This window comes from Sulfuricurvum sp., from assembly GCF_028688295.1.
In the GTDB taxonomy this organism is placed as follows: Bacteria; Campylobacterota; Campylobacteria; order Campylobacterales; family Sulfurimonadaceae; genus Sulfuricurvum.
This window is the reverse complement of record NZ_JAQTYM010000009.1, coordinates 23,363-37,400: the sequence shown is the minus strand read 5'-3', so window position 1 is coordinate 37,400 and position 14,038 is coordinate 23,363. Positions and strand designations below refer to the sequence as shown.

15 protein-coding genes are annotated in these 14,038 nt (G+C 43.3%); 11 read left to right on the top strand and 4 right to left on the bottom strand.

From position 1 onward, the window contains the following. The first annotated feature begins 18 nt into the window (after positions 1 to 18). From PHR02_RS03870 to PHR02_RS03845, 6 genes are all read left to right on the top strand, one after another. The gene (locus PHR02_RS03870) at positions 19 to 567 is read left to right on the top strand and encodes an adenine phosphoribosyltransferase (protein ID WP_299989190.1); all 549 of its coding nucleotides are present in this window, start codon (positions 19 to 21) and stop codon (positions 565 to 567) included. Beyond that, positions 567 to 1,766 carry a tryptophan synthase subunit beta gene (gene trpB / locus PHR02_RS03865; RefSeq protein WP_299989187.1) on the top strand — a complete coding sequence of 400 codons (1,200 nt, stop codon included), beginning with the start codon at positions 567 to 569 and terminating at the stop codon, positions 1,764 to 1,766. Before PHR02_RS03870 ends, trpB begins: the two co-directional genes overlap by 1 nt. A gap of 9 nt (positions 1,767 to 1,775) precedes the next feature. After that, positions 1,776 to 2,369 carry a DedA family protein gene (locus tag PHR02_RS03860; RefSeq protein ID WP_299989185.1) on the top strand — a complete coding sequence of 198 codons (594 nt, stop codon included), beginning with the start codon at positions 1,776 to 1,778 and terminating at the stop codon, positions 2,367 to 2,369. Further along, positions 2,350 to 3,768, top strand: a complete 1,419-nt coding sequence (locus PHR02_RS03855; protein WP_299989182.1) for a leucyl aminopeptidase — start codon at positions 2,350 to 2,352, stop codon at positions 3,766 to 3,768. The genes PHR02_RS03860 and PHR02_RS03855 overlap by 20 nt, the downstream gene beginning before the upstream one ends. A 115-nt stretch (positions 3,769 to 3,883) precedes the next feature. Then, positions 3,884 to 4,984: a redox-regulated ATPase YchF gene (ychF, locus tag PHR02_RS03850; RefSeq protein ID WP_299989179.1), complete on the top strand. Its 1,101-nt coding sequence runs from the start codon at positions 3,884 to 3,886 to the stop codon at positions 4,982 to 4,984. Positions 4,985 to 5,036: 52 nt separating this feature from the next. Further along, positions 5,037 to 5,639 carry a hypothetical protein gene (locus PHR02_RS03845; RefSeq protein ID WP_299989177.1) on the top strand — a complete coding sequence of 201 codons (603 nt, stop codon included), beginning with the start codon at positions 5,037 to 5,039 and terminating at the stop codon, positions 5,637 to 5,639. On the opposite strand, the gene PHR02_RS03840 is transcribed toward PHR02_RS03845, so the two are convergent. Genes PHR02_RS03840 through PHR02_RS03830 form a run of 3 tightly spaced genes read right to left on the bottom strand, consistent with a single transcriptional unit; the run spans position 5,629 to position 8,374 of the window. Further along, a complete protein-coding gene (locus PHR02_RS03840; RefSeq protein ID WP_299989174.1) occupies positions 5,629 to 6,447 on the bottom strand; it encodes a phosphatidylserine decarboxylase in 819 nt (272 codons plus the stop codon). The genes PHR02_RS03845 and PHR02_RS03840 overlap by 11 nt on opposite strands. Positions 6,448 to 6,450: 3 nt before the next feature. Further along, the gene (truD, locus tag PHR02_RS03835) at positions 6,451 to 7,542 is read right to left on the bottom strand and encodes a tRNA pseudouridine(13) synthase TruD (protein ID WP_299989171.1); all 1,092 of its coding nucleotides are present in this window, start codon (positions 7,540 to 7,542) and stop codon (positions 6,451 to 6,453) included. Positions 7,543 to 7,549: 7 nt separating this feature from the next. Continuing rightward, entirely contained in the window at positions 7,550 to 8,374 is an 825-nt protein-coding gene (locus PHR02_RS03830) for a thiamine-phosphate kinase (RefSeq protein WP_299989168.1), read from the bottom strand. A 160-nt stretch (positions 8,375 to 8,534) separates the two neighbouring features. Between PHR02_RS03830 and PHR02_RS03825 the strand changes: the two genes are divergently transcribed. The 4 genes from PHR02_RS03825 to PHR02_RS03810 all read left to right on the top strand — a co-directional run bounded on the left by PHR02_RS03825 (position 8,535) and on the right by PHR02_RS03810 (position 13,496). Next, positions 8,535 to 9,725 (top strand): diguanylate cyclase, encoded by a 1,191-nt coding sequence (locus PHR02_RS03825; RefSeq protein ID WP_299989165.1) that lies wholly within the window; start codon positions 8,535 to 8,537, stop codon positions 9,723 to 9,725. Between the two features lie 178 nt (positions 9,726 to 9,903). After that, on the top strand, positions 9,904 to 11,616 hold the full coding sequence (locus PHR02_RS03820) for an FAD-dependent oxidoreductase (protein WP_299989163.1): 1,713 nt from the start codon (positions 9,904 to 9,906) through the stop codon (positions 11,614 to 11,616). A gap of 10 nt (positions 11,617 to 11,626) precedes the next feature. Then, the gene (gene sdhB, locus PHR02_RS03815) at positions 11,627 to 12,604 is read left to right on the top strand and encodes a succinate dehydrogenase iron-sulfur subunit (RefSeq protein ID WP_299989160.1); all 978 of its coding nucleotides are present in this window, start codon (positions 11,627 to 11,629) and stop codon (positions 12,602 to 12,604) included. A gap of 10 nt (positions 12,605 to 12,614) precedes the next feature. Next, positions 12,615 to 13,496, top strand: a complete 882-nt coding sequence (locus PHR02_RS03810; protein ID WP_299989157.1) for a CoB--CoM heterodisulfide reductase iron-sulfur subunit B family protein — start codon at positions 12,615 to 12,617, stop codon at positions 13,494 to 13,496. A 14-nt stretch (positions 13,497 to 13,510) separates the two neighbouring features. Here PHR02_RS03810 and PHR02_RS03805 read toward each other — a convergent pair whose 3' ends face one another. Next, positions 13,511 to 13,696, bottom strand: coding sequence for a hypothetical protein (locus PHR02_RS03805; protein WP_299989154.1), 186 nt, complete (start codon positions 13,694 to 13,696; stop codon positions 13,511 to 13,513). Positions 13,697 to 13,724: 28 nt separating this feature from the next. On the opposite strand from PHR02_RS03805, the gene PHR02_RS03800 reads away from it, so the two are divergent. Further along, a complete protein-coding gene (locus PHR02_RS03800; protein WP_299989151.1) occupies positions 13,725 to 14,033 on the top strand; it encodes a DUF167 family protein in 309 nt (102 codons plus the stop codon). The last annotated feature ends 5 nt before the right edge of the window (positions 14,034 to 14,038 follow it).

Below are 14,038 nucleotides of genomic sequence, written 5' to 3'. Positions count from 1 at the left end.
ATTTCTCAAGGAAAACCTATGAATCTGAGCATGAGTGACCGAGCTATATTAATCAACGCGATTCGCGATATCCCCGATTTTCCAAAACCGGGAATTATTTTTAAAGACATCAGCACCCTCCTCTCTAATGCAGATGCATTCGGTGTTTTGATGCGCCATCTGCATGCGCGTTACAGTAGCTATGATCTTACTCACGTTGCCGGTATTGATGCACGCGGGTTTATTTTTGGCGCAGCGTTAGCTCAAATGTTAGGATTAGGTTTTGTTCCGATCCGTAAAAAAGGAAAACTACCCTATACCACCGTCTCGGAAAAATACTCTCTCGAATACGGTGTCGATGAAGTAGAAATCCATATCGATGCTTTCAGTGGTGTTGATAAACCCAGAGTACTCTTGATCGATGATTTGATTGCAACCGGGGGAACCGCCTACGCAAGTGCCAACCTCATCAATAAAGTGGGTGCAGAGTGTATCGAAGCGTGTTTCATCATGGGGCTTGATTTTTTAAGCGGACAAAGCAAACTGCGTGATCTCGTCGAAGTTTATACCGTAATCGGAGTTGACTAATGTATATCCCATCCCCTTCCAAATTTGATCCCGTTGAGGGTCATTTCGGTATTTTCGGAGGACGTTATGTCCCTGAAACCCTTATGCCTGCCCTTTTAGAACTCGAAGCCGCCTACAAAGAGATCCGTTTTGATAAAACATTCTGGAGCGAGGTGGATGGTTATCTCACTGATTATGTCGGTCGCCCAAGTCCTCTTTATTTTGCTGCCAACCTTTCCGAAGAGTTAGGGGCTAAAATCTACCTCAAACGTGAAGATTTAAACCACACGGGTGCGCATAAAGTCAACAACGTTATCGCCCAAGGGCTAATGGCAAAACGTTTAGGCAAGAAAAAAGTGATTGCCGAAACAGGCGCGGGTCAACACGGTGTTGCGACCGCTACCATTGCCGCATTACTAGGATTAGAGTGTGAAATTTTTATGGGGGCCAAAGACGTCGCGCGTCAAGAGCTCAATGTTTTTCGTATGAAACTCCTCGGTGCTAAAGTTCACGCGGTAGAGAGTGGTTCTAAAACCCTTAAAGACGCAATGAACGACGCGATCCGCCACTGGGTTACTCATGCACGTGATACGTTCTACATTATCGGTACTGTTGCAGGACCGCACCCTTATCCGATGATGGTTCGCGATTTCCAAGCAATTATCGGATGCGAAGCCCGCGCTCAGATTTTGGAAAAAGAGAACCGTCTCCCTGATTATGTCATCGCCTGTATTGGAGGCGGGAGCAATGCTATCGGGACATTCCAACACTTCCTCGAAGACAAAGAGGTACGCTGTATCGGTATTGAAGCGGGTGGATTAGGAGTTGAAACCGACAAGCACGGCTGTTCACTTCTCAAAGGACGTCCGGGAGTCTTACACGGTCAGATGAGTTACCTCCTCCAAGATGACGATGGTCAAATCCTCGAAGCCCACTCCATCTCAGCAGGTTTGGATTATCCGGGTATAGGGCCGGAGCACTCTTTCCACAAAGATAATGACAATGTCGGGTATGACAATATCACCGATGCCGAAGCACTAGACGCTTTTGTATGGCTCAGCCGCGCTGAGGGGATAATTCCCGCATTTGAAACAGCTCACGCAGTAGCTTATCTCAAAAAAATGACTGACATCAAAGATAAACTCATCATCGTCAATCTCTCAGGGCGTGGCGATAAAGATATGATGCAAGCTAAACAAATACTCAATTTCGACAACTAAAGGCAACTGATGGAAGCATTATTAATCGGTTGGCTTAAAGAGTACGGCTATATTATCCTCTTTATCTGGAGTATCCTAGAGGGTGAGATGGGACTTATCATGGGTGGTATCATGTGCCATACTGGAGATATGTGGCTTCCGCTTGCCATCTTTGTAGCAGGTATCGGAGGATTTGTGGGTGATCAGGTCTATTTTTATATCGGTCGCTACAATAAAAATTACATTCATAATAAATTACGATCACAGCGTCGAAAATTTGCCATTTCTCACCTCCTCTTGAAAAAATACGGTTGGCCGATTATTTTCGTTCAACGCTACATGTACGGTTTGAGAACCGTTATCCCAATGGCAATCGGTCTCACCAAATACTCATCCAGAAAATTCGCTTTTATCAATCTCATAAGTGCATGGATGTGGGCTGCTCTCACCATTATCCCTGCTTATTACTACGGTGAACACCTATTAAATTTTCTCCATTGGACAAAACAACATTGGTATTTTGCTCTGCCGATGTTAGGTACTATCGCTTTTAGTATTCTCTTCTATCTGAACCGACTTGAAAAAAACCTTCTGGAGAAACGCCGTGAACGTCGCCCTTTATAATCAACCTTTATCCTCTCTCAATGCCGATTTGACAATTGAATGTGTCACCACGGCACAGTTTGAAGTACACCCTCTCAAAGCCCTTCTAACACAGGCTGGATTTAAAGCCGAAGCCGAACAGCTCTGCACCCTGCATGAGCATCGTCTCCTCGTCTGCGCTATCACGGATGAGAGCAGTGAAACCTACCGTTGCGTGATGACATCAGCACTTAAAACAGCTATGAACTACGGCTATGCATCCCTCAAAGTTGCTATTACACAAGCGAGTTTAAACTCTTTAGTCGAGGGGGCACTATTAGGAACCTATAAATTTGAATCGTACAAATCCGATCCAAAAAATTCCCCTCTCAAAGAGATTTTGTTTGCTAATGATTCTGGAGCTGATTTTAGTACTTTAGAGTCACTTTTCAACCAAAGTGTCACAATTGCCAAAGCAACAAATTTTGTCCGTGATTTGGTCAACCAAACCCCATACGACATGACCCCACAGGCAATGGCAGTTGTTGCAGACTCTTTAGCCTCTTCCAATAATCTTGAATGTACGATCCTCGATGTTAACGGATTAGAGAGTGAGGGGATGAACGCGATGCTCGCCGTCGGTCGTGCATCCATCAACCCTCCCCGCCTGATCCACCTCACATATAAACCTGCAAACCCTAAAAAAATCATCACCCTCGTGGGCAAAGGGCTCACCTACGATAGCGGCGGGCTCAGTCTCAAAGCAGCAGCATCGATGGTCACGATGAAAATGGATAAAGCGGGCGGATGTGCCGTGATGGGGATCATCAAAGCCGTGAGTGAGCTAAAACTCGACATCGAAGTGCACGCGTTTGTCGGAGCGGTCGAGAACATGATTGGCGGTAACGCCTACAAACCTGACGATGTCCTCCGTGCTAAAAACGGCAAAACCATCGAAGTACGCAACACCGATGCAGAGGGGCGTTTAGTACTAGCAGACGTTTTAGGGTATGCACAGGAAAACGTAAAAGCCGATTACATCTTCGACTACGCGACCCTCACGGGAGCGTGTATGGTTGCTCTGGGGCCATATACGACAGGGGTTATGGGACACAACGAATCGCTCAAACAAGAGTGGCTCAACGCGGCGGAAGTGAGCGGTGAATACTGCGGTAACCTCCCTTTCAACCGCCACCTCAAAAAACTGATCAAAAGCGACCTTGCCGATGTCTGCAACGTCTCGTCAAAACCGTACGGCGGAGCGATCACAGCAGCCCTCTTCCTCGATAACTTCATCGATGAGGATATGAAACAAAAATGGGTCCATTTCGACATTGCAGGCTCCGCCTACACCGAAAGCGCATGGGATGTTCATACCTATGGCGGAACCGGTGCGGGAGTGCGTATGAGTCTCAACTGGCTTATGGAAAACTGCAAATAAACACTTTGACTTTCCCGATTAAATCGGGAAAGCCCTCTCTCAGTCCCCACTCAACAACTCTGTATTATAATTGCGCCAATACTTTACGCATCGTAACACACTAAGGAAACACTCCATGGGATTATCAATCGGACTTGTCGGACTACCAAACGTCGGGAAATCAACCACTTTTAACGCACTCACCAAAGCACAAAACGCCGAAGCGGCAAACTATCCATTCTGTACAATCGAGCCGAACAAAGCGACCGTTCCGGTTCCTGATATCCGATTGAGCGCATTGGCTAAAATCGTTAACCCTGAACGTATCCAACACTCGACTCTCGATTTCGTTGATATCGCAGGTCTCGTTAAGGGAGCCAGCAAGGGTGAAGGGTTGGGAAATAAATTCCTCTCAAACATCCGCGAAACCGAAGTTATCTTGCAAATCGTCCGTTGTTTCGAAGATGACAATATCGTTCATACAGAAGGGCGTATCGATCCTCTGCTCGATGTTGAAATTATCGAGAACGAACTGATCTTCGCCGACATCGAAGTCTTGACTAACCGTATCGAACGTCTCAAAAAACAGGCGAAAAACGATAAAGATTCTGCGGTTATGGCTGAATTTGCCGAAGAGTTGGCGGAGTTTTTAGCAGAGGGGAACCTTGCTCGTAACTTTCCGAAAGCGGATAGTGAAATGTATGAAAAACTGATGAGTGAAACTCGACTTCTTAGTGCCAAAGAGATCATGTACGGTGCGAACGTCGATGAAGACAGCTTAACCTCCGACAATGAGTTCGTTAAACGTCTCCGCGAACACGCAGCGAAACACGGGTGTGAAGTGATCAAACTGTGCGCGAAGATCGAAGAAGAGCTTGTCGGTATGGAAGATGATGAGCGTGACGAATTCCTACGCGATATGGGTGTCGAAGAATCAGGCTTGGAGCAAATCATCCGCAAAGGGTTCGATAAACTCGGACTTATGAGCTACTTTACTGCGGGTGTTAAAGAGGTTCGTGCATGGACGATCCATAAAAACACAACGGCTCCGAAAGCGGCTGCTGTTATCCATAACGACTTCGAAAAAGGGTTTATCCGTGCCGAAGTAATCGGCTATGAGGACTTTGTAGCATGCGGTGGTGAAGCCAAATCGAAAGAGGCGGGGAAAATGCGTCTTGAGGGAAAAGAGTATATTGTGTCTGATGGTGATATCATGCACTTCAGATTTAATGTATAATAATTAAAATTGTTGCCTCTTATAGTGAGGCATACTATCCAAGGAGTGATTGATGCCTCTTAAATATGCCGGACCAAAGCCGCTAATCTCAGCACATGGGATTACGTTTGATCAAAACAAAGAAGATAAATTTGCGTATCTCAGTATCGTTGCAGAGTTGATCCAAGCACTTGATCATAACTATCAAGCTAATGAGCGATACACCTACCTAGCCAAAGCTGAACCCCTCAAAGCTGACACTATATTGGAACTCATAAAAAGTAAAGATAAAAATCTCCTCGCTGAAATGGAAGATCGCCGTTTACGTGTAGAAAATGAGATTGCAGATGAGTTAACACGGGCAAGTGAAAATAAAACCCTGTGCCAAGAAGAGTGCGACGTTCTGATTCGTAATATTGAACTGCTTCGCAATTATCAAATCAGTAGAGGTATCAATAAAACCGTTTATTATGCCGGAATTAATATTATCGCTGAAGAGATCAAAAAAGGGCATATTGACTACATTAATGCACCTATGTTTCCGAAGTTTTTACATGTTTTTCACTCTATACAAGGGGCATTAAGTAAACTGCATCCACCAGTCGATAGCAATATCGATATTCATGAACATGATGGGCATCTCAATGTACGCTTAGAGGTTACCTTTAGAGGCTAATACGCCCGATCGTCTGTGCAAAGTGGACGTTATGCCCCGTTGAAATTCCTAATTCTACCATCTCTTTTTCACAGAGCATGACGATTGTTGAGCCCATTCGGAAACATCCAAAATCATCCCCTTTACTCAAATACAACTCTTTATAGCTGTATTGGCTCGGGGTGAGCGTCGTGTTGGTTCGGATGCGAGGTTCAAAACTCACTTCCATCTCTCCGACATTGAGAGCACCAACCAAAATCAAGAAAAACCGTTTTCCCTCAGAACTTAAACATTCCAACACAACCCGCTCATTTTCGATAAAAAGATTAACCTGTTTTTTAAGAGAGGGGATGTTGACGGGATAAAGTTTCCCCGGGATATGGACTGCATGAAGCACCTGCATATCGAGTGGTGCATGGTAGCGATGATAATCACGCGGAGAGAGATAAAAATTAACAAATGCTCCATTATGAACACTTTTTTTCGAATCACTTGAAATTCCATCACCCAATACACCATCAACGCTATAGCTCATCCCTTTAATCTGCAATGCCAAATCTTCATGAATTGTACCGCACTCAGTAATCAAAGAATCGCACGGGCTGATCATATCCATAGGGTCACTTGAATATTTTCGCATATGCCGAAATTTTCGGGTAAATAATGCGTTAAGGGTTGGATAAGATTCAGGAGAATCAAAATCGGACATATCCAATCCCATCATCTTTACATACGTTTTATTAATCATATTTTGAAATGTTTTACCATGCTCTTTTGATGCAAAACGCCCAAAAGCCTGAGATAAAGCAGAGGTGAAGTGTGGTTTCATAGGCTACTCCTGAGTTTCATCGGTTTGAATTGGGCGCTTAGCGATCTCTTCGATAAGCACGGTGGCATAACACCCTTTTGGAAGGGTAAAATGAAGTTCAAACCATGCTTCATTTTCTTTATATTCCCCCTCTACCTCTTCAGGAAAGATCCATCCGTAACGACGTGCACCATCAATCCCCTCATGAATCGTGTCGAACTCTTTTTCAATACTCTCGGCAACTTCCACCGCGCGAGTAGCACGTTTACCGCTTAAGAGACCCGTGAATGAGATATCACGCTTAAGAAAGCGTTCAACCTCCTCATCACTCTCATAATGAAATATCTTTCCATAAGGATAATGCATCATCACATCCCCATGAATGAGTTTAAAGGGATGTTTTTGGGATTTCATTGCCACTAGTTCTTCTTTTGGAAACGCTAATATACGACTCAGTTCATCAATACTAAACCCGTCTACCAGCTTGGATATCTCGATACGACGGCTCAACCAATCGTTAAAGAGATAACTTTGATAAGAGTTGATGTAAAACTGCGACAATTTTTTATTCCGCTCTTTGAGCGTTCCTGCCAAAATTGCTTGACCTTTTTTGTAGTTTTCTCCATCGATTCCAAAACGTTGAAAACCAAAATAGTTTGGCATGCCCAGCTTTTTGATTAGTTTGAGAGCTTCTTGTATTTTCATCGCTGATGTTGGATTTACTTTTTTCAGCCGAATGAAAAAGCGGTTTCCTTTGAGATGTCCCATCCGAATTTTATTATTATGATAGGTTTTTTCGAGGATTTTTATCCCCTCATGCTCAAAATTCTCCAAAACAGATTCAAATTTTCGTGGAAGCGATATGTATTGTTTGGTTTGAGCATTTTTGTCTTTCAATCCGGCATAACCGATATCACGCCCTTTAATCCCTAAATGATTGCTAAAAATATCAATCATTTGCCATGTAGAAAGATTTTTCTTTCGAACATGCAACACTAAATGTTCGCCATCCCCACTAAAAGGATACAAGGGTATTTCATCAACCACAAAATCACGCGCGGATTGACGAAAATGAAATTCGATAGGGCTATGAGGGAGAGAATATTGACGTTCCATGAAACTCCTAGAAATGATGACGCTTACAGCGATTGAGATAACGTCCACGCACTGCGCGGGCAACGGGTGTTACAGAAACACGTGTTCGAGCGCCAATGCGCTGAATGGCTCTAAGCTGGCGAGGTGAAAAAGCGATTAACATTTCATACTCTTCACCGCTGCAAGCTATTTTTTTAGGTATTTTTTTCATCAATCGAATTCCCAATCGATTCGCCTCACAAAGTTTTCCAATATCGCTAAAAAGGCCATCGGAAATATCCATCCCGCAATGCAACAGTTTTCTGCCATGAGCTACAAACGATTGGCGAAGCTTAGGAGTGACAAAACGGCTCTTCGTATGAACTTTTCCACCGCTTAACAAATAGCGTAAATCCCGTGCAGATTTACCGATCACTCCGGTATAAGCAATAATATCACCTATTTTCATCCCCTTGCGTAATAAAGGATTACTCGCTTCTGAAATAATCGTAACAGAAATATCGAGTTTAGAATTGCTGATCGTGTCACCGCCGATAATCTCAATACCATATTCTACCGTAGCAGATTGAATACCGCGTGAGAGTTCATCCATTTGATGACGGGTCATCGAATTTGGCATCGCAACCCCTAACAATGCATATTTTGGTATTGCATTCATTGCAATAGCGTCTGAGATATTGACGATCATCGCTTTATACCCAATTTGATAATAGCTCAACCACTCTTTTTTGAAATGTACGTTTTCAAAAAAAACATCTTTACTGTACACCCATTTACCGATGCACGCGCCATCATCACCTATAAGGCTACGATGAGAAGTAAACGTAGAGATAAAATAGTTTTCGGTATTCACGCTGCGTATCTCTATCCTAGCTGTAACATAAAATGTTATTATTATAGACAAAATCATATTATGCTCGCGTTAAATCAGTACATTATCAGATTCACTGTGATATAGTGTGTTTAATTAATCTTAAATAAAGATATACATCACTTGATAGAAGGAGGTTAAAATGTTAATTTCGATAAGAAAAGTTTTTTTTAATCTTAAAACGGCGCTCATGTTACTTGGTTTTGGTATCACATTTTTAAGTATTCAACTTTTTCATATATCACAATACACGGATCGCTTAGCTGCACTTAAAAATCAGCATCTCTTAATTGCTAAAATTATTAATACCGATTTAAGTGACCCAAAAATGGGATCGATTCTTATCAATGGGGCCATTTCTGAAATAACACTTTCGGTTAAACGTTCTGGTGAAGAAGCTTTTTTAGATTCATTTGTCACTTCGAATGAAGAACAAGCATCACTTTTACGATCACTGGAGATATCATCGGAAACTTTTCGAGATGCGGCACTACTTTGGTCTGAATCACTGGTAATGTCAAAAAATAGTTCCCATGATCGGATGATGAACGCACGCGCTGCTTTTTTATCCGATATTGATAGCATGATCGATTATCAGATTCACATTATCCAAGAGTCCATTACAACAGCTAAAATGGTTTCAATTTTGCTCTTTTTTATAGGTTTAATCGTATTTCTACTCTATCGATATAGACTTAATCAAATCTATTCTGACATAGATAAAGCTTGTTCCGTCGATGTCGACGGCTCTGTAAAACTCGTCAAAACAGAAGAAGTTGATTTTATACTTAAACGATTAATGCGCAAGTCTTCCTTATCCTCCCTCAATCCAAATCTTATCCATCCAAGCAGCGGTCTTAACAACGAAAAGGGTCTTACCTATGCTTTCAACGCTAAAAAGGCAGGGAAATCCGGCAATACTGTCTTTCTTGTTTTGTTTGAAATTGATCATTACGTCTCACTCATCAATACCCATTCCAAAGAAGATATGAGCAATATGTTCAAGAAACTAGGGGATATTTTAAATATGTATGAACAACCATTAGACGTTATCGCTCACATCGACAACGACCGTCTTATTTTTCTCATGTCTCGTAATAGCAAACAACTTGCATTTCAAGAAGCAGAAAAAATCATTCACACGGTAGAAGAATCAAGCTTTTCGACAGCCAAAGGGCCGATTAAAATCACGTTAAGTGGGGGGTTTTTACTCAAACCACCGGCAAAATCGATTGATGAAGCAACGACAGAGGCAATTGCTTTAATCGAAAAGGCAAAAGAAATCGGTGGAAATCGTATTGCTCAACAACGTGATCGAAAAGAATTTAGTTAATCTCTCTTCACAATGTAACTATTTCACCCATATTTGGGTGGAAGTTTTATCAATATTGTTACTATTTTGGACAACATTTTCCACTTTTAACTACTACACCCATCCATAACCCTTTTTAATCTTACCCAAGGAGTGGCACGCTATAATCGTTCACAGATTTTATGAACAAGGAAGGCGTATGAGTATTCCCATTTATACTTATGATGCGGTTATTGTCGGAGCGGGTTTAGCTGGATGTGCTGCAGCTCGTGAATTGCAAAAAGCCGGCAAAAAAGTTGCCGTCGTCACAAAACTTCACCCATTGCGTAGTCACTCAGGTGCTGCACAGGGGGGAATTAACGCTGCGTTTAGTGATGCTGATAGCGTTGAGCTCCATGAGTTCGATACCGTCAAGGGTTCAGATTACCTTGCTGACCAAGACGTTGTCCAATTTATGTGTGAAAAAGCACCGGAAACGATCCGTTGGGTAGAACGTATGGGAGCGGCATTTAGCCGTAACGAAGACGGTACGATTGCTCAACGCCCTTTTGGCGGACAATCTTCACCACGTGCCTGTTTTGCAAAAGACCGCACCGGTCTTACTCTCCTTCAAACCATTTATGAACAAGCCTTCCGTGAAGGCGTGGAGTTTTGGGATGAGTGGTATGTTGCCGACTTGTTGTACAACGAAGGTAAAGTGTACGGTGTCAGTGCCTACAACATCCGTAACTCTGAAAAAGCGATTTTCAACGCGAAAGCAGTTATGTTTGCTACCGGCGGCTATGCACGTGCATTTAAAATCAACTCAAACGCTCATGCCAACACAGGTGATGGTCTCTCTCTTGTAGCGCGTCACGGTCTTCCTCTCGAAGATATGGAATTTGTACAATTCCACCCATCTGGGCTTTCTGGAAACGGCGTTTTGATCTCCGAAGCAGCTCGCGGTGAGGGTGGAAAACTCCTTAACTCTCTGGGTGAGCGTTTTATGGAAAAATACGCACCGAATGCGATGGAGCTCGCTTCTCGCGACGTTGTAGCCCGTGCGATCATCCAAGAGATCCGTGAAGGTCGCGGAGTAGGTCCTCGTAAAGACGCTGTATTTATCGATCTTGTCCATTTGGGCAAAGAGAAAATCATGGAACGTCTACCGGAACTTCGCGACCTCGCGATCACCTTCCTCGGACTAGACATGATTAAAGAGCCGATTTTGATCTCGGCAACGGCTCACTACTCTATGGGTGGTATTCCGATGGATAAACACGGTCATGTTCGTAAAAACAACTCTGAGTTTGTTGAGGGGTTCTACGCAGCAGGTGAGTGTTCATGCTCATCCGTTCACGGAGCCAACCGCCTCGGTGCGAACTCAGTTCTTGAAGCATTGTTGTTTGGACGTTTTGTCGGAAAAACAATGGTAAGCGAAATCGATACCCTGACTTTACACACAGCAACTGAAGCTGATGCAGAGCGAATGATCTCTGAAATGAATTGGGTACTTACCAATAACGGCCAAGAGTCCGTCCCGGCACTTCGCGAAGAGTTGCAACAATCAATGAGTGATAACGCTGGGGTTTTCCGCACCGCAGAAACTCTACAAGTACAAATGGGGATTTTGAACGATCTACGCAACCGTTACCAACATATCCGCATTGCCGATAAATCGAAAATTTTTAACACCGAACTTCAAGAGGCAATCGAATTCGGTCACATGTTAGACTACTCACTCTTTATCGTTGCGAGTGCGCTCGATCGTAAAGAGAGTCGTGGGGCACACTTCCGTGAAGATTTCCCGACACGCGATGATGAAAATTTCTTGAAACACACCATGGCATACATGGATGAAAACGGAAATATCAAGCTTGATTACATGGACGTAACCCTTGGACGTCATGAACTCAAAGCAAGATCTTATTAAGGAGAACGTCATGGATGCAATTAAAACTCAACAGGTGACGTTTAAAGTTTTCCGTTTTAACGAAGAGACCGATTACCTCCCTTACTATAACACCTACACTCTCGATGTAACACATGAAGAGGTTGTTCTCGATATCCTCAACCGTATCAAATGGGATCATGATGGAACTCTCTCTTACCGTCGCAGTTGCCGCCACGGTATTTGCGGTGTTTGTTCGATCAAAGCGAACGGCAAAGGGATATTAGCCTGTAAAACTCGTCTATTTGATCTCGTCGAAACGTTCGGATCAGAAATCATTCTAGAGCCACTTAGCACAAAACGGGCTATCAAAGACTTGATTATCGACAAAAAAGATTTCTGGGATAAACACGCACAAGTGCAACCGTACCTAGTTAGTGACATCGAAGAGCACCCTGCATTAGAGCACCTTGTCAGCCCTCATGATGCCGAAAAGCTTCTCGAAGCCGATTATTGTATCCAATGCGGTGCGTGTCACTACTCATGTCCAGCATTGGCTATCAATGATGAGTTTATCGGGCCAGCTGCTTTTGCCGCTGCATATCGATTTAGCGCTGACGTTCGTGATGAAGCTTCGTTAGAGCGCTTACACATCGTTAACGAAGAGGCTCAAGGGGTTTGGGACTGTGTCAAATGTATGGAGTGTGCAGAGGTTTGTCCGAAAGAGGTCAATCCTATCGAGAAAATCACTAAACTCCATAACATGGTGTTTGAAGCTAACATTGCGAAAAACAATGTTGCGACTCGCCATGCCGTCGGTTTTGCCCACTCGATTGAAAAACACGGTCTTCTCGATGAGGGTGAACTTGTACGCTACTCAGAGGGGAATATCGGTGTACTAAAATACGTTCCGGTTGCGTTGAAAATGTTTGCCAAAGGTAAGATCGTATTGCCATGGAATATGCCGAAAGCCGATAAATTAGATGAGATCAAAAAACTAATCAAATCTTCATCAACAGTAAAGTTTTAGGGAGTACTCAATGGAAAAATTAAAATACGCACTTTTTACCGGTTGTACTGCAAAAGAGAGTACGCCGGAACAGATGATGTCGACACTGGCTGTGGCGAATAAACTGGGAATAGAGCTTGTAGAGTTGACCGAAGCTTCATGTTGCGGTGCTTCACACCTGCAAGATTATGATGATTTTCTTTCACTTGTACTCAATGCACGTAACATCGCTTATGCTGAAATGCACGGGTTAACAATGGTTACAATCTGTAATACGTGTCAGCTCAATACGGCAATGACAAAACACCGTCTCGATCATAATGCAGAGCTCAAAGCAAAAGTAAATGCAAAGCTCTCCGAAGTGGGATTGGAGTACAAAGGGACTTCTCAAATCACTCACTTCTTATACGCAATCATCGATGATTTCGGTCTTGATAAGATTAAAGAGATGGTTGTAAAACCTTTAAGCCAATTTAATATCGCTCCGTTTTACGGTTGCCACAATATTCGCCCTTCTGAGCTTCAAAATGAAACGCATAAAGGTCATGAGAATCCGTACAAACCAACTTCACTTGATGATCTTATCATCGCATGTGGTGGAGCTAGTGTGGATTATGAAGAGAAAAACAAGTGTTGTGGTTTCCATGCCGAGCTTCAAGCACCTCGTACTGCTGCAATCCTAACAGGTAATGCAGTTGCCGGTGCGATGGATGCGAATGCAGACTGGATGGTAACACCTTGTCCACTTTGTCATCTCAAACTCGATACTCAAACACACCATGCTTCTGTTGCGATCGGTCGTGAAGTTTCCCTTCCGGTTCTTCATATGCAACAGATGGTAGGTTTAGCTCTTGGCTGTAGTGCTGAAGAGTTAGGTCTCAAACACCACGTTACTAAAGTCGATTTCATTTAATCGGCTTTTCACTTTTAGGAGGTTCTCCTCCAAAAACTCTTAGGTAATGAAGCGATGATGAGCAAAATGCCTATCTCGATATTCAACGCGCGTGTATGCGTTGTCATAATCTCGTACGCGACTGCTAACAAGATACGGCTTTCGCCGTATTCTTCTCTCTCATCCTCACCTATTACCCTCTCAAAATGGTAAAATTGCATTCAGTTTTTCTATTGTAAAGGTTCCTCTGTGAAAGCCAAAACTCTTACCAATATTTTTTACCAATGGGAAGGGGATATTTTGGTACTCAACATTTTAGGAACACCCAGTGCCAAGAGAGACGCCATCGGAAAACCTAAAGGAAATCAGCTCAAAGTAAGTGTCACTGCCGCACCCGTAGCAGGGAAAGCAACCGATCACATGGTACGGTTTTTAGCAAAAGAGTTCGGTGTTTCCCCCTCAGATTTCGAGGTGGTATACGGACGGATGAATATCCATAAACAGCTTCGGATCAAGTCTCCGAAAGAGCTTCCCGCATCGATAGATTTCCCCTCATAACCCCA

Coding starts and splice junctions, on each gene's coding strand:
- PHR02_RS03870 (WP_299989190.1), top strand. CDS start 19: ATGAATCTGAGCATGAGTGACCGAGCTATATTAATCAACGCGATTCGC.
- trpB (WP_299989187.1), top strand. CDS start 567: ATGTATATCCCATCCCCTTCCAAATTTGATCCCGTTGAGGGTCATTTC.
- PHR02_RS03860 (WP_299989185.1), top strand. CDS start 1,776: ATGGAAGCATTATTAATCGGTTGGCTTAAAGAGTACGGCTATATTATC.
- ychF (WP_299989179.1), top strand. CDS start 3,884: ATGGGATTATCAATCGGACTTGTCGGACTACCAAACGTCGGGAAATCA.
- PHR02_RS03845 (WP_299989177.1), top strand. CDS start 5,037: ATGCCTCTTAAATATGCCGGACCAAAGCCGCTAATCTCAGCACATGGG.
- PHR02_RS03840 (WP_299989174.1), bottom strand. CDS start 6,447: ATGAAACCACACTTCACCTCTGCTTTATCTCAGGCTTTTGGGCGTTTT.
- truD (WP_299989171.1), bottom strand. CDS start 7,542: ATGGAACGTCAATATTCTCTCCCTCATAGCCCTATCGAATTTCATTTT.
- PHR02_RS03825 (WP_299989165.1), top strand. CDS start 8,535: ATGTTAATTTCGATAAGAAAAGTTTTTTTTAATCTTAAAACGGCGCTC.
- PHR02_RS03820 (WP_299989163.1), top strand. CDS start 9,904: ATGAGTATTCCCATTTATACTTATGATGCGGTTATTGTCGGAGCGGGT.
- sdhB (WP_299989160.1), top strand. CDS start 11,627: ATGGATGCAATTAAAACTCAACAGGTGACGTTTAAAGTTTTCCGTTTT.
- PHR02_RS03810 (WP_299989157.1), top strand. CDS start 12,615: ATGGAAAAATTAAAATACGCACTTTTTACCGGTTGTACTGCAAAAGAG.
- PHR02_RS03805 (WP_299989154.1), bottom strand. CDS start 13,696: ATGCAATTTTACCATTTTGAGAGGGTAATAGGTGAGGATGAGAGAGAA.